Genomic DNA, 15,029 nt, shown 5'->3' with positions numbered 1-15,029 from the left:
TCCCGGGGAGCGCGTGGCGGCGGTACGTCAGACGTCGCGGCGGTTCAGCGCCAGGTGGGCGACGCCGAACACGACGGCGGTGAGCAGGAACATGATCGCCACCGAGTCCCAGCCGGACGGACCGGAGCCGGAGACCGAGGAATCGTAGAGCGCGGCGATCTGGCTGGGGAGGGAGTACTCGAAGAGGAACTCCCGGAGCCGGTTCAGCTGCTCCACGGCCATGAACAGGGCCAGCACCAGCGGCAGCAGCACCACCCCGATCATGATGGTGATCGCCCCCGCCGAGTGCCGGACGATCGTGCCGACCCCGAGCGAGAGCAGCCCCAGCAGCCCGGTGTAGAGCCCGACCCCGACGGTGGCCCGCAGCCAGTCGGCGCCCGAGGCGGCGGAGCCCCCGCCGAGGACGGCCGTCTGGAGCATGGCGACGACGGTCGTCGTCACCGTGGTGAGGACGAAGACCAGCAGGAAGAAGACGACCGCCTTCGCCGTGAGCACCCGGCTCCGGCTCGGGCACGCCGTCAGCGTCGTACGGATCATGCCGGTGCCGAACTCCGACGCGATGGTCAGCACGCCGAGCGTGATCACGCAGATCGAGCCGAGCAGCACTCCGAAGAAGCCGAGGCCCAGCACGTCCGAGCCGGCCTCCTGCGTGGAGGCGTCGCTCGCCGCGTTCACCCCGAAGGCGACGAGCATCCCGATGCCCAGCAGCAGCGCGACCATGACGCCGAGTGTCCACATCGTGGAGCGCACCGAGCGGATCTTCGTCCACTCGGAGGCGAGCGCGTCGCCGAAGGTGGCCGGGCGGACCGGGATCGGCGAGACGTAGTAGCTGAGCTGCGGAACCCCGCCGGGGACGGACACCCCGTGGACGGCCGGACCCGGCTCGGGCTGCGGGTGGGCCTGGGGGAGCGGCGGTGTGGCCGGCGTCGTCATCGGGGGTCCTCGCTGGTCTTCTGCTCGGCGGAGGCGGGCGCCGCCGGCGCGGGCTGTGCGGGCGCGGCGGCAGGGGCGGGAGAGGCCGGGGCGGGCACGGCCTGTACGGGCATGGCCTGTGCGGGTGCGGCCTGTGCGGCTGCCGGACCGGAGGCGTAGGGGTTCTGGCCGGGCGGCGCCGGCGCGTACCACTGCTGCGCCCACCCCTGCGGCGGCTGCCCGTACGCAGCGGCGCCCTGGTCGGGCTGGGGGACGGTGTACGGGGGCGTGGGCGGCCGGAGCCCCGCCTTCGCGTCATCCGTCGAACGGTAGTCCACGACGTGCTGCGTCATCCGCATGTACGCCTCCTCCAGGGAGGCCTGGTGCGGCGACAGCTCCCAGAGCCGCACGTCCGCACCGTGGGCGAGATCGCTGATCCTCGGCAGCGGCAGCCCGGTCACCCGCAGCGCCCCGTCCGGCTCGGAGAGCACCCGCCCGCCCGCCTCCGCCAGCGCGGCGGTCAGCTTCTCGCGGGGCTCCGGTGCGTCCTCGGCCACCCTGATCCGCGCGAAGTCCGCGGAGTTGACGGAGATGAACTCCTTGACGCTCATGTCGGAGAGGAGCCTGCCCCGCCCGATGACGATCAGATGGTCCGCCGTCAGCGCCATCTCGCTCATCAGGTGGCTGGAGACGAAGACCGTACGGCCCTCGGCCGCCAGCGCCTTCATCAGGTTGCGGACCCAGAGAATGCCCTCCGGGTCGAGACCGTTGACCGGCTCGTCGAAGAGCAGCACCTGCGGATCGCCCAGCAGCGCCGCGGCGATGCCGAGCCGCTGCCCCATCCCCAGCGAATAGCCCGCGGAGCGCCGGCCGGCCACCTCCCGCAGACCCACCACGCCGAGCACCTCGTCGACCCGCGCGGCCGGGATGCCCGCCAGCTGGGCCAGCGACAGCAGGTGGTTGCGGGCGCTGCGCCCGCCGTGCACCGCCTTCGCGTCCAGCAGCGCGCCCACCTGGCGCGGCGCGTTCGGCAGGCTCGGGTAGGGGTGGCCGCCGATCGTCACATGGCCGGCGGTCGGCCGGTCGAGCCCGAGCATCATCCGCATGGTGGTGGACTTGCCCGACCCGTTCGGGCCGAGGAAGCCCGTGACCATCCCCGGCCTGATCCGGAAGGAGAGGTCCTCCACGGCCGTCTGTGCGCCGTAACGCTTGGTCAGGCCGACTGCCTCGATCATTCCCAGCCCCATCGACTCATCCGTCGTCGGGGCCCGGCCCGCTCGGCCGCATGCCCCCGTATGAGTGAGGAGGATAACCAGGCCCGCACGGTTCCGGCGAAGCACCGCCGATGCGCCGCACCGGGGGCATGACCCGGACGACCGGCCCTACGCGTCCCGCTCCCGGAGCACGAGGTAGCCGCCGACCAGCGCCGCGACCACCCAGATCGCCATGATGCCGAGACCGGCCCACGGCCCGTACGGCGCTCTGTCGCTGCCCATCGCCTCCGGCACCACCTGCATGATCTTGGAGCCCGCCTGGTCGGGGAAGTAACGGGCCACCGTCTTGGCGCCCGGGACCGAGGAGAGGATCTGCGAGACGAGGAAGAAGAACGGCATCAGGATGCCCAGCGAGAGCATCGAGCTCCGCAGCATCGCGGCCACGCCCATCGAGAAGACCGCGATGAGCCCCATGTAGAGCCCGCCGCCGACCACCGCGCGCAGCACGTTGTCCGCGCCGAGGTCCGTGCCGTGGTCGCCGAGGAGCGCCTGCCCGAGGAGGAAGGTGACGAAGCTGGTGATCAGCCCGACGACCAGGGCCAGCACCCCGGCCACGGCGATCTTGCTGAAGAGGAGCGTGCCGCGCCGGGGCACGGCCGCCAGCGAGGTGCGGATCATTCCGGAGCTGTACTCCGTACCGACCACCAGCACGCCGAAGACGACCATCGCGAGCTGACCGAGGATCATCCCGGAGAAGCTGACGAAGGTCGGGTCGAAGGTCGCCCGCTCGGTGTCCGAGAGATCGTCGAACCGCGACTTGAACAGCGCGCTCAGGGCGGCCCCCATGGCCACCGTCACGACGAACGCCGAGATGAGCGTCCAGGTGGTGGAGGAGACCGTACGGATCTTGGTCCACTCGGAGGTCAGGACCGCGGGTACCGATGCCATCGGTCACACCCCCTTGCCGTCGGTACGGGTACCGGCGCCGCCGGCGGGATCGTTCCAGCCGGCGCCCCAGCCCCCGGGGGCCTGCCCTGGCCCTGCGGCCTGCCCGGGCCCGCCGCCCGCCGCCGGGGGAAGCGTGCCCCCGCCGAGCGCGCGGTCGGCGTCGCCGTGCGCGTGGTACTCCACCGAGCCCGCCGTCATCTGCATGAACGCTTCCTCCAGCGAGGCCCGTTGCGGGCTCAGTTCGTGGAGGACGACCTGGTGGCGGGCGGCCAGCTCACCGAGCTGCTCGCTGGTCGCGCCGTCGACCTCCAGGGCGCCGTTCCCCGCCTCCGCGGGGGTGAAGCCCCCGGCGGCGAGCACGTCGCGCAGCCGCTCCTGTTCCGGGGAGCGCAGCCGGACGAAACTCCGTGAGTTCTGGTGGATGAAGTCCGCCATCGAGGTGTCGGCGAGCAGCCGCCCCTGGCCGATCACGATCAGATGGTCCGCCGTCAGCGCCATCTCGCTCATCAGGTGCGAGGAGACGAAGATCGTCCGGCCCTCGGCGGCGAGCGAGCGCATCAGGTTCCGGATCCAGTGGATGCCCTCGGGGTCGAGACCGTTCACCGGCTCGTCGAACATCAGGATCTGCGGATCGCCCAGCAGCGCCGAGGCGATGCCGAGCCGCTGGCCCATGCCGAGGGAGAAGCCCTTCGACTTCTTCTTCGCCACCGCGCTCAGCCCGACCGTGTCCAGCACCTCCGCCACCCGCGACGAGGGGATGCGGTTGCTCTGGGCCAGGCAGAGCAGGTTGTTGTACGCGCTCCGGCCCCCGTGCATCGACTTCGCGTCGAGCAGCGCCCCGATGTACTTCAGCGGCTCGTCCAGCTCCCGGTAACGCTTGCCGTCGATCCGCACCGAACCGGAGGTCGGGTTGTCCAGATCGAGCATCATCCGCATCGTGGTGGACTTGCCCGCGCCGTTCGGGCCGAGGAAGCCGGTGACCATCCCCGGCCTGATCCGGCAGGACAACGCGTCGACGGCGACCTTCTGGCCGTAGCGCTTGGTCAGTCCTTCGAGCTCGATCATGCGGTTCACGCTAGAACGGCCGCGCGCCCGGCGCCACCACAAGGGCGGAACCGGGCGCACGGAGGTGGGCCGGAGGTGTGAGAGGGCGTCAGCGGGTCTGCTGGGCCGGGACACCACGGGTGGCGGGCTCGTCGTCCACCGGGGAGGAGGCGGCGGCCACGGCCGCGCCGGTCAGCGTCGCCAGCATCTCGCGGACGTTGGTCAGCTGGGCGTTGATCGAGTCGCGGCGGTTGGTGAGCGCCGCCAGCTCGCGCTCCGACTCGCTGCGGATGCGGTCTGCCTTGGCGTTCGCGTCGGCCACGATGTCCTCGGACTGGCGCTGCGCGGTCTCCACCGTCTGGCGGGCCCGGCGCTCGGCGTCCGTACGGAGCTTCTCGGCCTCCAGGCGGAGCTGCTCCGCGCGGTGCTCGATCTCCGCCAGGCGCTTCTCGGCCTTGGCCTGACGGGACGCGAGGTCGCGCTCCGACTGGTCGCGGCGCTTCGCCAGGTTGGTCTCGAAGTCCGCGGCGGCCTGGGCGGCCTTGGCGCGGGTCTCCTCGAAGAGGGCGTCCGCCTCCTCGCGCTTCTGCTGCGCGTCCTTCTGCGCCTCGGTGCGCAGCGTGGTCGCCTCGCCCTTGGCCTTGTCGACGATGCGGACCCCGTCGTCCTCCGCCTTCGCCTTCCGCTCGGCGGCGAAGTTCTCCGCGTCGTTGCGCACCTGCTGGGCGGCCGACTCGGCCAGCTCGCGGTGCTGCTCGGCCGCGCGGCGGGCCTCTTCACGCAGGTCCTTGGCCTCCTCCTCGGCGAGGCGGAGGATCTTCTCGACGCGGGCACCGAGGCCGGCGTACGAGGGCTCGGCGTCGCTCACCTGGGCCTGGGCGTTCTGCGTCTCGAGGTGGAGCTCCTCGATGCGCTTCTCCAGGGAGGTGATGCGCGCCAGCGCACTGTCACGGTCGGCGACGAGCTTGGTGATGCGGTCGTCCACCTGACCGCGGTCGTAACCACGTCGCACGAGCTCGAAGCCGAAGGGGGAAGAGGGGTCGCTCATGGGTTTCCTGTCGAATGAGACCGGTGAGGTGATAGAGGGAATCCTAGGGGCCAAAGCGGCGTGTCAGCGTGGAGATACCAGTTTGATCTGGAGAATGACACCTCTTTCGGGTGGCCGGCCCGTGGAGCGATGATCACTCCCCGGTACGCCGGAATCGCTGTCCGGGCGTGGGCGCCCGGCCCGAATCCCTCCTCCCGCGACCGTCCCGTCATCCCCGGCGTGTGCTGCCGGGGCACGCCCCTCAGCTGTCCGTCTGCTTGCCGCCCGCCCGGGTGCCCGCGCCTGCGGCGGCCTTGATGCCGGCCCCGAGGGTGCCTCCGCCGGAGGTCTTCCCGCCCCCTGTCGGAACCTCGAAAGACTCCAACGCCTCCAGCACGTCCTGGACACGGGAGATCTCCGTATTGATGTCCGCGCGCCTGCGCACGAGGACGTCGAGTTCGCGCTGCCCCTCGTCCACCGTACGCTTCGCCTCGGCCTCGGCCTCGGCCCGCAGCTTCTCTGCCTCGCGGATGAGCTCGGCCTTCTTGGCCTCCGCCTCCTTGAGCAGGGACTCCGCGCGCTTGACCGCCGCGATCCGGACCTTGCCCGCCTCCGAATTCGCGTCCGACAGCAGCTCCTTGGCCTTCTTCTCGGCCTCGTCGCGCTGCTCGGTCGCCACCTTCATCAGATGGTCGACCCGCTCTCCGGCCGTCTTCATCTGCTCGGAGGTCTCCCGGCGGGCCCGCTCGTGCAGCTCCTCGACCTCGGCCTCCGTCCGGGTGCGGTGCTCCTCCGCGCGCTCCCGGGTGGCGGTCGCGTCGCGCCGCGCGCCGACCAGCAGCTCGTCGGCGTCCGTACGCGCCCGCTCCACCAGGGTGTTGCCCTCCACGGTGGCCTCCGAGGTGATCCGGACGGCCTCCTTGCGGGCGGCGTCGACCATGGTGTCGGCCTGCGCCTCCGACTCGGTGGCCGTCCGCAGCGCCTCCTCGCGCGCCTTGTTGATCAGCTGGTCGGCCTGCTCGGCCGCGTCCGCCCGGCGCTTGGCCGCCGCCTGGCGCGCCTCGTCCAGCACACGCTCGGACTCCTCGCGGGCCTCGTTCCGCAGATCCTCGGACGCCTTCTCCGCGTCGGTCCGCAGCTTCTCGGACGCCTTCTCCGCGTCGGTCCGCAGCTTCGCGGACTCCTCGCGGGTGCGGTCCGCGTGCTCCTGCGCCGAGGCGACCGTCTTCGCCGCCTCCGTGCGCCGCCGCTCGGCTTCCTTCGTGGCCTCACCGACGAGCTGGTTCGACGAGTCGGTCGCCTCCTGGCAGATGCGTTCGCCCTCGGACGTCGCCTCCGCCACCAGCCGGTCGGCCTGCGTCGCCGCGTCCGACCGCATGCGGTTGGCGTCCTCGCGGGCCTCCGCACGCGACCGCGCGGCGTCGCGCTCGGCGGCGGCGAGGGCGTCGGACGCCTCCGTACGCACCCGCTGGCTGTACTCCGCCGCCTCCGCGCGCAGCCGCTCGGCCTCCGCGATGGCGTCGGTGACGGTCCGTTCGGCGAGCGCCTTCGCCGCGTCCGACTCCTCGGCCGCGACCCGGCGGACGCGGTTGGCGTCCTCGCCGGCCCGCTCCCGCTCGGCGGCGGCGTCGGCGCGCAGCCGGTCCGCCTCCTCGCGCGCCTCGGTCCGCGTCCGCGTGGCCTCCTGCTCGGCGGCCGTGCGCTGCGCGGCGATCTCCGTCCCGGCCTGCTCGTGCAGCCCGGCGACCGCGTCGCGCACCTGCTGGGCGGACTGCTCGGCGGCGGCGACCATCTCCGCCGACCGGCTCTCCGCCTCCCCGACGAGCCGCTGCGCCTCGGTCTGCGCCTCCTCGACCCGCGTACGGGCGGACGCGAGGAGTTCCTCGCTCTGCTCCCGGGCCCGCTCGCGCTCCTGCCCGGCCTCGGTCCGTGCGGCCTCCAGGGTCTCCTCGGCCGTGCGGCGGCGCCGGCTGGCCTCCTCCTGGGCGGCCTCCAGCGCCTCGGCCGCCTCGGCCGCGACGCGCTCGGCGGCGGCAGCCGCCTCGGCCCGCACCCGGTCGGCCGTCTCCTGCGCCTCGGACTTGAGGCGCTCCGCCTCGGCGGCCGCCTCGCCGCGCAGCCGTACGGCGACGGTCTCGCCCTCCGCACGCGACTGGGCCGCGTCGGCCGCGGCCTCGTCGCGCAGCCGCTGGGCCTCCGCCTCGGCCTGCTCCTGGAGGGCGCGCAGCCGCTCGGCGGCCTCGCCGCGCAGCCGCTCGGACTCCTCGGCCGTCTCGCGGCGGATGCGCTCCGCCTCCGTACGGGCCGTACCGAGGGCCTCCTCGGCGTTGGCGACCCGGGTCTCGGCGTCGGTGCGCAGCCGGTCCAGCTCCGCCGCCGCTTCCTCGGCGCGGGCCGCTACCTGGCGCTCGGTCTCGGTACGGAGCGCGGCGGCGGCCTCCTCGGCCGCCGTCCTCGTGGACTCCGCCTGCTCCTCGGCCTCGGTGCGCAGGGTCTCGGCCTCGGCGCGTGCGCTCTCCAGCGATTCCTCGGCCTGCTTGCGCAGGGTCGTCGCGCGCTCGCCCGCCTCGGTGCGGACCCGCTCGCTCTCGGTGGCGGCGGAGGCGCGCTGCTCCTCGGCGTCCGTCCGCGCCTTGGTCAGCAGCTCCTCGGCGGTGCGGGCACCCTCCTCGATCTGCTGGACGGCCTCCCGGCGGGCCTCGCCCCGGATGCGCTCGCCCTCGGCGACCGCCTCGGAGCGCAGCTGCTCGGCCTCGCCGCGCAGCCGCCGGGCCTCCTCCTGGAGCTCGACCGTCTTGGCCCGGTACTCCTTGGTGCCCTCCTCGGCGGCGCCCTTGAGCTGGTCGGCCTGCTCGGCGGCCTCGCCGCGCAGCCGGTCCGCCTCGGCCTCGGCCTCCCGGCGGATGCGCTCGGCCTCCTCGGCCGCGGCGCGGGTGGTGGACGACGCGTCCTCGGACGCCTTGGTCAGCACCTCCTCGGCGCTGCGGGCGGCCTTGGCGAGCTGGGCGGCGGTGTCCTCGGCCGCCGCCGTACGCGCCTTCTCGGCCGCCTCCGCGAGGAGCCGCTCGGCCTCGGCGCGGGCGTCGACGAGGGCCTGCTCGGCCTCTTCCTTCAGCGTCTCGGCGTTCTTGGTGGCCTCGCCGACGAGGCGGGCGATCTCCGACTTGGCGGTGCGGGTGCGCTGTTCGTTCTGCGACTCGGCCCCGGCCAGCGTCTTCGACGCGGACTCCTTGGCCTCGGAGAGCAGCTTCTCCGCCTCCAGCCGAGCCTCGCGCAGCCGGGTCTCGGTCTCCTGGGCGTGCTGCTCGGCGGTGCGCTGGAGTTCGGTGGCCTGCCGACGGGCCCGGTCGGCCTCGGCGGTGGTGGTGGACCGCAGGTTCTCGGCGTGCTGGGTGGCCTCCTGCGCCTGGCCGGCGGCGGTGCTCAGCATCCGCTCGGCGTCCCGGCGGGCGCGCAGCAGGATCGCCTCGGCCTCGGCGCGGGAGGTCTCGGCCTCGGAGCCGAGCCGCTGGCGGGTCTCCTCGGCGACCCGGGCGGCCTCGCTGCGGGCGGCGTTCACGGCCTGCTCCGCCTCGGCGCGCGACTCCTCCATGAGCCGGCGGGCCTGGGACTCCGTACGGGCGCGCAGCTGCTCGGCCCAGGCGACGTTCTCGTTGACGTGGGCCTCGACGGTCTGCCGGCGCTCGGCCAGCTCCTGGTCGAGGCGCTGGCGGCGCTGGACCGCCTCGTTGTGGAGTTCGGCCTGGAGCCGGGCCTGGTGCTCCGCGTGCTCCTGGAGGATGCGCTGGGTCTGCGCCCGGGCGTCGCGGAGCTCGCGTTCGGCGTCGGCGCGCAGCTGCTCGGCCTGGGCCTGGGCGTCACGGAGCACTTGCTCGGCCTGGTATCCCAGGTCCGCGCCGCCGTAGGCGGGACGCGTCGCGAGACTGCGCCGTGCCTCGTGCAGCTTGGCGCGCAAGACCTCGACCTGGTAACCGAGGTCCTCGGCGTGCTGGACGGCCTTCTCCCGGTCGGTCTTCAGCCGGTCCATCTCGGCTTCGAACCGCGAGAGGTGGTCGTCTTCAGCTCGGTGGCTCTCCTGGCGTTCGTAGCCCCGCACTGCGCGGTCCCATCCGTCCCCTGGTCGCAACTCTCCATACAGGACCGCCCGCCGGCGAGCGGTCCCCCGGGGAATGGTGACAGACAAACGACAGGGACGTGTTGACGGCCCCGACCCGGCCCCGGCCCGGAACGGCCCACTCTACCGGGCCGGGTATCCGGCGGTCAGTGCTCCGTCCGGGACGTGACCAGTTCGGTGAGCACCCCGTGGCAGTCCTTCGGGTGGAGGAAGGTGATCCTGGAGCCCATGGAGCCGGTGCGGGGTTCGTCGTAGAGGACCCGGACCCCCTTCTCGCGGATGTCCGAGGAGTCCTGGTCGACGTCCTCGGTGCCGAAGGCGATGTGGTGGACGCCCTCGCCGTTCTTCGCCAGCCACTTGCCGACGGCCGAGTCCGGCCGGGTCGGCTCCAGCAGCTGGAGGTAGGAGGCCCCGCCGTCGGAGGTGCCGTTGATCCTCAGCATGGCCTCGCGCACGCCCTGCTCTTCGTTGACCTCGGAGTGGTGGACTTCGAAGCCGTACGTGGAGCGGTAGAACTCCACCGTCCTGTCGAGGTCGAAGCAGGCGATCCCGATGTGGTCGATTCGCGTCAGCATGGGACCAGTGCAGCGCCCGGGCGCAGGATTGGCAAGGTGCGCGCGATCACACACGCTGCCGGATGACGCACGGTGGGGCGCTCAGTACATTCAAGTCAACCCTCGTTAACAACCCTCACCTCTTAGGGGCCGTGCCCATGTCAGGAACGACAGGTACCACCACCTCAGTGATCGTCGCGGGCGCCCGTACGCCCATGGGCCGGCTGCTCGGCTCCCTGAAGAGCTTCTCCGGCGCGGACCTCGGCGGTTTCGCCATCAAGGCGGCGCTGGACCGGGCCGGCATCGGCGGCGACCAGGTCGAGTACGTGATCATGGGCCAGGTGCTCCAGGCCGGCGCGGGCCAGATCCCGGCCCGTCAGGCGGCCGTCAAGGCGGGCATCCCGATGAACGTCCCCGCGCTCACCGTCAACAAGGTGTGTCTTTCCGGGCTCGACGCGATCGCGCTGGCGGACCAGCTGATCCGCGCCGGCGAGTTCGACGTGGTGGTGGCCGGCGGCCAGGAGTCGATGACCAACGCCCCGCACCTGCTGCCGAAGTCCCGCGAGGGGTACAAGTACGGCGCGATCGAGATGCTCGACGCGATGGCGTACGACGGTCTGACCGACGCCTTCGAGAACATCGCGATGGGGGAGTCGACCGAGAAGCACAACACCCGTCTGGGCCTGGAGCGCGCCGAGCAGGACGCGGTCGCCGCCCTCTCCCACCAGCGGGCCGCCGCCGCCCGGAAGAACGGTCTCTTCGAGGCCGAGATCACCCCGGTCGAGATCCCGCAGCGCAAGGGCGACCCGGTGCTCTTCTCCGAGGACGAGGGCATCCGGCCCGAGACGACCGCCGAGTCGCTCGGCAAGCTCCGCCCCGCGTTCACCAAGGACGGCACGATCACCGCCGGTTCCTCCTCGCAGATCTCGGACGGCGCCGCCGCGGTCGTGGTGATGAGCAAGGCGAAGGCCCAGGAGCTGGGGCTCGACTGGATCGCCGAGATCGGCGCCCACGGCAATGTGGCCGGTCCGGACAACTCGCTCCAGTCCCAGCCGTCCAACGCCATCCGGCACGCCCTGAAGAAGGACGGGCTCACCGTCGGTGACCTGGACCTCGTGGAGATCAACGAGGCGTTCGCGGCGGTCGCCGTGCAGTCCATGAAGGACCTCGGCATCACCTCGGAGAAGGTCAACGTCAACGGCGGGGCCATCGCGCTCGGCCACCCCATCGGGATGTCCGGCGCCCGCGTGGTGCTTCACCTGGCGCTGGAGCTGAAGCGGCGCGGCGGCGGCACCGGTGCGGCGGCGCTCTGCGGCGGCGGCGGCCAGGGCGACGCGCTGATCATCCGGGTACCGGGCAAGTAGCACGGGTAGCCGGGAGCGGCACGGTACGCGCGGTGAGAAGGAACGGAACGGAGCGGTGATGGTGGACGTCCCCACCCTGGTCGAACAGGCACGGCAGGGCAGGCCCCGCGCCGTCGCCCGGCTCATCTCGCTGGTGGAGGGGGCCTCGCCGCAGCTGCGCGAGGTGATGGCCGCGCTGGCCCCGCTGGCGGGACACGCGTACGTCGTCGGGCTGACCGGTTCGCCGGGGGTCGGCAAGTCCACCTCCACCTCGGCGCTGGTCGCCGCGTACCGCAAGGCCGGGAAGCGGGTCGGGGTGCTCGCGGTCGACCCGTCGTCGCCGTTCTCCGGCGGGGCGCTGCTCGGCGACCGGGTGCGGATGTCGGACCACGCCTCCGACCCCGGCGTCTACATCCGGTCCATGGCGACCCGGGGCCATCTGGGCGGACTCGCCCGCTCGGCGCCGCAGGCGGTCCGGGTGCTGGACGCGGCCGGGTGCGACGTGGTCCTGGTGGAGACGGTCGGGGTGGGCCAGTCCGAGGTGGAGATCGCCTCGCAGGCCGACACCTCGGTGGTGATGCTCGCGCCGGGCATGGGCGACGGCATCCAGGCGGCGAAGGCCGGAATCCTGGAGATCGGCGACGTGTACGTGGTCAACAAGGCGGACCGGGACGGCGCGGACGCCACCGCCCGGGAGCTGAACCACATGCTCGGCCTCGGGGAGTCCCGGGGGCCCGACGACTGGCGGCCCCCGATCGTCAAGACCGTGGCGGCCCGGGGGCAGGGCGTCGACGAGCTGGTCGAGGCGCTGGAGAAGCACCGGGTGTGGATGGAGGAGCACGGGGTGCTGGCGGCCCGGCGCACCGCGCGGGCGGCCCGTGAGGTGGAGACGATCGCGGTGACGGCCCTGCGCGAGCGGATCGCCGACCTGCACGGCGACCGCCGGCTCGAAGCGCTGGCCGAGCGCATCGTGGCGGGCCGGCTCGACCCGTACGGCGCGGCCGACGAACTGGTCGCCGGGGTCACCTCGGCAGCACTCTGAGGGGCTACCGCGACGGGACGTACCGGGGCCGGCGTGCGGGCCGGCCCCGGTACGCACCCGTACGGGCGGCGGTTACGGCCGGCCGCGCCGGCCGCGCAGGTGCTCCGCGATGGGGGCGAGGGCCGCGTGCAGTTCGGCCAGCGCCTCGGGGGAGAGCAGGTCCATGAAGTGCTTGCGGACGGAAGCGACGTGGTACGGCGCCACCTTCCGCATGGTCTCCCCGCCGAGGTCGGTGAGGACCGCGAAGAGTCCGCGCCGGTCCGACTCGCAGTTCTCGCGCTTGACCAGCCCGGCGTTCTCCATGCGGGTGATCTGGTGCGAGAGCCGGCTCTTGGACTGGAGGGTGAGCGAGGCGAGGTCGCTCATCCGCAGGCGCTGCTCCTCGGCCTCGGAGAGGTTGACGAGGATCTCGTAGTCGTTCATGGTCAGGCCGAACGGCTGGAGGTCTCTCTCCAGCTGGTGCGTCAGCAGTCTGCTGACGTCCAGGTGGGTGCGCCAGGCGCACTGCTCCGCATCGCTCAGCCAGCGTGTGGCCGTCTCGGTCTCCATATATGGATTCTACCTAAGAAGTTGAAAGCCGGACGAAGTGGGGGCTGTGACCCCCGGCACCCGCCCGGCACTCACCTCGGCATCCGCCGTCGGTCACCGGGCCGCGCGCGGTACGCGCGGCGCTCCGGGTACCCGAAGGGGCCGGGCCCGGGGCGTACCCCTGGGAATCACGCTCCGCAGAGTACCGCTCACAGGCCGAACCGACGCTGGAGATCCCCCAGCTGGCCGGGGAGGCGGGGTGCGGACCCAGGTTGACCCCCGCCGTGGACGCCGGGACCGCCCCCGCCCGGTACCCCCGCCTCCACCGGAACCGCGCCCACCGACTGCTCGGCCATCAGCACCTCGGTCGACTGCAGCAGCACCGTCCCCGCACCGACGAACTCGAACTGGTGCTCCTCGCCGGACGTCCCGCCGATCCCGGTCAGCGACCGCAGCCCGCCCATCACGCCCCGCATGTACCCGTGGTCGTAGTGGTGGCACGGGGACGGGCAGTCGGCCCAGCCGACCAGGGCCTGCGGGTCCACCCGCAGCGGCGGCTCCATGAAGACCACCGGCCCGTTCGAGGCCGCCACGAACTTCCCCGTGCCGATCAGCGTGAGGAACCCCGGCACGATCGACTGCTTCAGCGCCAGCGACGGCTGGAACGCCAGCAGGTTCCCGGAGCGGATCGTCAGGTTGCCGTTGTCGAGGTCGTACGAGTTGACGTCGAAGGCCCGGTCCGCGAGCAGCATCTTGCCGCTGCCCTCGGCCACCACCCAGTCGCTCGCGTGCATCGGCGAGTGGAAGCTCGTCCGCAGCAGCCGGTCGAAGCGGCCGTTGCCCACCCCGTCGAAGTCGATGCGCCCGTAGTAGGCGATCATCTTCCCCTTCTGGAGGAACCACTGACTGCCCTTCAGCTCCACGCAGAAGGTGTAGGCGTTGACGTTGTCGTCCGACGGCAGCGTCATCGGATCGAAGATCACGGGCGTGTTCACAGCTTCTCCTCCGACGCCTGGACGTACACCGCACCACTGCCGCTCAGCTCCAGCTGGAACGCCTCGCCCGAGCCGCGCCCCACCATGTCGCGCCAGCCGAGCGCGGTGGAGAGCTTGTTCCGCACGTCCCCGTGGTGCGCGACGTACGCCTGCGGGTCCACGTGCACCTCGCGGCCGGGCGTGATCGGCAGTTCGATCACTCCGCCGTGCGCCATCACCGCGACCGCGCCGTGGCCCTTGAGGGTCGTGGTGAACAGGCCCTGCCCGGTCACCTGGCCGCGCACCATCCCCATGACCCCGCCCTGCGAGCCCATGAACATCGTGCCCTGCTGGAGCGTCCCGTCGAACGCCAGCAGCCGGTCGGCCTCGACGTGGAGGGTGTCGCCCGCGAGGTTGATGACGGCGATGTGGTGGCCGCCGTGGCCGAACATCACGGTGCCGCTGCCCTCCACCGTCATCAGCGGGGCCGCCTCGTTCGCCACCCGCCGGCCGATCATCGACATCAGCCCGCCCTGGCCGCCCTGGATGTTCGGGGTGAAGGAGACCTCGCCCCGGTAGGCGAGCATCGCGCCGCGCTGGCTGTACATCTTCTGACCGGGGACGACCGTCGCCTCGACCATCTTCGAGTTGATCTCGCGGAACGGCATCAGACGTCGCCCCCGACCGTGTTCCGCTCGCTGGGCTGCACGTACACGAGTCCCTCGCCCTCGAAGCGGATCTGGAACGACTCCCCTGAGCCCTCGCCCATGAAGGTGCGGAAGCTCACCCCGGACTGGAAGTGCTGCTGGAGGTTGCCCTGATGGGCGATGTACGCGCCGGGATCGACGTTCAGCGGGTACTGCGGGGTCACCCGGAGCACCACCGCCGAACCGTCCGACATGATCGCCGCCTGCCCGGTGCCCTCCACGGTGGTGGTGAACAGGCCGTTGCCCGTGGCCCCGCCGCGCAGCCCGGTGAAGCTGGTGCCGGTGCGCAGGGCGGCGTCCGTGCAGAGCAGGTTGCTCGCCTCCACCCAGAGCTTCTCGCCCCGCAGCGAGACGAGGTTGATCTCGCTCGCGCGGTCGGCGAAATAGCAGGTGCCCTGCCCCTGGACCTCCATCACCGTCATCTGTTCGCCGGTCAGCCGGCGGGTCACCATGCCGCGCAGGCCCTCACCGCCGCCGGAGAGTTTCTTGAACGCCATCCGGCCGTCGTACGCGACCATCGAGCCGTTCTTCGCCTTGACGGCATCGCCCGTCAGATCGACGGCGAGCGTCTTGCTGCCTTGGAGTCGGAACATCGCCACGGACCGACGTTAGCCGCCCGCGA

Annotated in this window: 13 protein-coding genes; 2 read left to right on the top strand and 11 right to left on the bottom strand. The window is 72.4% G+C overall.

Translation table 11 applies throughout. From position 1 onward, the window contains the following. Nucleotides 1-27: 27 nt before the first annotated feature. The 7 genes from ACWCSV_RS16600 to mce form a co-directional block, all read right to left on the bottom strand. On the bottom strand, nucleotides 28-933 hold the full coding sequence (locus ACWCSV_RS16600) for an ABC transporter permease subunit (RefSeq protein WP_451142754.1): 906 nt from the start codon (nucleotides 931-933) through the stop codon (nucleotides 28-30). After that, on the bottom strand, nucleotides 930-2,147 hold the full coding sequence (locus tag ACWCSV_RS16595) for an ABC transporter ATP-binding protein (RefSeq protein WP_451142752.1): 1,218 nt from the start codon (nucleotides 2,145-2,147) through the stop codon (nucleotides 930-932). The genes ACWCSV_RS16600 and ACWCSV_RS16595 overlap by 4 nt, the downstream gene beginning before the upstream one ends. A 147-nt stretch (nucleotides 2,148-2,294) precedes the next feature. Then, nucleotides 2,295-3,074, bottom strand: coding sequence for an ABC transporter permease (locus ACWCSV_RS16590; protein WP_451142750.1), 780 nt, complete (start codon nucleotides 3,072-3,074; stop codon nucleotides 2,295-2,297). 3 nt (nucleotides 3,075-3,077) lie between these two features. Continuing rightward, nucleotides 3,078-4,139: an ATP-binding cassette domain-containing protein gene (locus ACWCSV_RS16585; RefSeq protein WP_451142748.1), complete on the bottom strand. Its 1,062-nt coding sequence runs from the start codon at nucleotides 4,137-4,139 to the stop codon at nucleotides 3,078-3,080. 88 nt (nucleotides 4,140-4,227) lie between these two features. Next, nucleotides 4,228-5,166 carry a coiled-coil domain-containing protein gene (locus tag ACWCSV_RS16580; RefSeq protein WP_266709183.1) on the bottom strand — a complete coding sequence of 313 codons (939 nt, stop codon included), beginning with the start codon at nucleotides 5,164-5,166 and terminating at the stop codon, nucleotides 4,228-4,230. A gap of 241 nt (nucleotides 5,167-5,407) precedes the next feature. After that, the gene (scy, locus tag ACWCSV_RS16575; protein ID WP_451142746.1) at nucleotides 5,408-9,241 is read right to left on the bottom strand and encodes a polarized growth protein Scy; all 3,834 of its coding nucleotides are present in this window, start codon (nucleotides 9,239-9,241) and stop codon (nucleotides 5,408-5,410) included. 164 nt (nucleotides 9,242-9,405) lie between these two features. Then, the gene (gene mce / locus ACWCSV_RS16570) at nucleotides 9,406-9,834 is read right to left on the bottom strand and encodes a methylmalonyl-CoA epimerase (RefSeq protein WP_451142744.1); all 429 of its coding nucleotides are present in this window, start codon (nucleotides 9,832-9,834) and stop codon (nucleotides 9,406-9,408) included. A gap of 137 nt (nucleotides 9,835-9,971) precedes the next feature. Between mce and ACWCSV_RS16565 the strand changes: the two genes are divergently transcribed. Further along, nucleotides 9,972-11,177 carry an acetyl-CoA C-acetyltransferase gene (locus ACWCSV_RS16565; RefSeq protein WP_451142742.1) on the top strand — a complete coding sequence of 402 codons (1,206 nt, stop codon included), beginning with the start codon at nucleotides 9,972-9,974 and terminating at the stop codon, nucleotides 11,175-11,177. Nucleotides 11,178-11,235: 58 nt separating this feature from the next. Next, a complete protein-coding gene (gene meaB / locus ACWCSV_RS16560; RefSeq protein ID WP_451142740.1) occupies nucleotides 11,236-12,198 on the top strand; it encodes a methylmalonyl Co-A mutase-associated GTPase MeaB in 963 nt (320 codons plus the stop codon). A 72-nt stretch (nucleotides 12,199-12,270) separates the two neighbouring features. Here the strand turns inward: meaB and ACWCSV_RS16555 are convergent, their stop codons facing one another. The 4 genes from ACWCSV_RS16555 to ACWCSV_RS16540 all read right to left on the bottom strand — a co-directional run bounded on the left by ACWCSV_RS16555 (nucleotide 12,271) and on the right by ACWCSV_RS16540 (nucleotide 15,000). After that, entirely contained in the window at nucleotides 12,271-12,747 is a 477-nt protein-coding gene (locus ACWCSV_RS16555) for a MarR family winged helix-turn-helix transcriptional regulator (protein ID WP_390965464.1), read from the bottom strand. A 188-nt stretch (nucleotides 12,748-12,935) separates the two neighbouring features. Next, complete coding sequence (locus ACWCSV_RS16550) at nucleotides 12,936-13,721, bottom strand: AIM24 family protein (RefSeq protein ID WP_451142738.1); 786 nt, start codon at nucleotides 13,719-13,721, stop codon at nucleotides 12,936-12,938. Further along, nucleotides 13,718-14,368, bottom strand: coding sequence for an AIM24 family protein (locus tag ACWCSV_RS16545; protein WP_390965467.1), 651 nt, complete (start codon nucleotides 14,366-14,368; stop codon nucleotides 13,718-13,720). The genes ACWCSV_RS16550 and ACWCSV_RS16545 overlap by 4 nt, the downstream gene beginning before the upstream one ends. Next, nucleotides 14,368-15,000, bottom strand: a complete 633-nt coding sequence (locus ACWCSV_RS16540; protein WP_451142936.1) for an AIM24 family protein — start codon at nucleotides 14,998-15,000, stop codon at nucleotides 14,368-14,370. Before ACWCSV_RS16540 ends, ACWCSV_RS16545 begins: the two co-directional genes overlap by 1 nt. Nucleotides 15,001-15,029 lie beyond the last annotated feature (29 nt).

This window comes from Streptomyces sp. NPDC001770 (assembly GCF_053596135.1).
The sequence above is the reverse complement of the archived record's forward strand: the minus strand, read 5'-3'. Positions and strand labels throughout refer to the sequence as shown.

What these genes read in the sequence shown, in the direction of transcription:
- ACWCSV_RS16600 (WP_451142754.1), bottom strand. Translation starts at nt 933, where the DNA reads ATGACGACGCCGGCCACACCGCCGCTCCCCCAGGCCCACCCGCAGCCC.
- ACWCSV_RS16595 (WP_451142752.1), bottom strand. Translation starts at nt 2,147, where the DNA reads ATGATCGAGGCAGTCGGCCTGACCAAGCGTTACGGCGCACAGACGGCC.
- ACWCSV_RS16590 (WP_451142750.1), bottom strand. Translation starts at nt 3,074, where the DNA reads ATGGCATCGGTACCCGCGGTCCTGACCTCCGAGTGGACCAAGATCCGT.
- ACWCSV_RS16585 (WP_451142748.1), bottom strand. Translation starts at nt 4,139, where the DNA reads ATGATCGAGCTCGAAGGACTGACCAAGCGCTACGGCCAGAAGGTCGCC.
- ACWCSV_RS16580 (WP_266709183.1), bottom strand. Translation starts at nt 5,166, where the DNA reads ATGAGCGACCCCTCTTCCCCCTTCGGCTTCGAGCTCGTGCGACGTGGT.
- mce (WP_451142744.1), bottom strand. Translation starts at nt 9,834, where the DNA reads ATGCTGACGCGAATCGACCACATCGGGATCGCCTGCTTCGACCTCGAC.
- ACWCSV_RS16565 (WP_451142742.1), top strand. Translation starts at nt 9,972, where the DNA reads ATGTCAGGAACGACAGGTACCACCACCTCAGTGATCGTCGCGGGCGCC.
- meaB (WP_451142740.1), top strand. Translation starts at nt 11,236, where the DNA reads ATGGTGGACGTCCCCACCCTGGTCGAACAGGCACGGCAGGGCAGGCCC.
- ACWCSV_RS16555 (WP_390965464.1), bottom strand. Translation starts at nt 12,747, where the DNA reads ATGGAGACCGAGACGGCCACACGCTGGCTGAGCGATGCGGAGCAGTGC.
- ACWCSV_RS16545 (WP_390965467.1), bottom strand. Translation starts at nt 14,368, where the DNA reads ATGCCGTTCCGCGAGATCAACTCGAAGATGGTCGAGGCGACGGTCGTC.
- ACWCSV_RS16540 (WP_451142936.1), bottom strand. Translation starts at nt 15,000, where the DNA reads ATGTTCCGACTCCAAGGCAGCAAGACGCTCGCCGTCGATCTGACGGGC.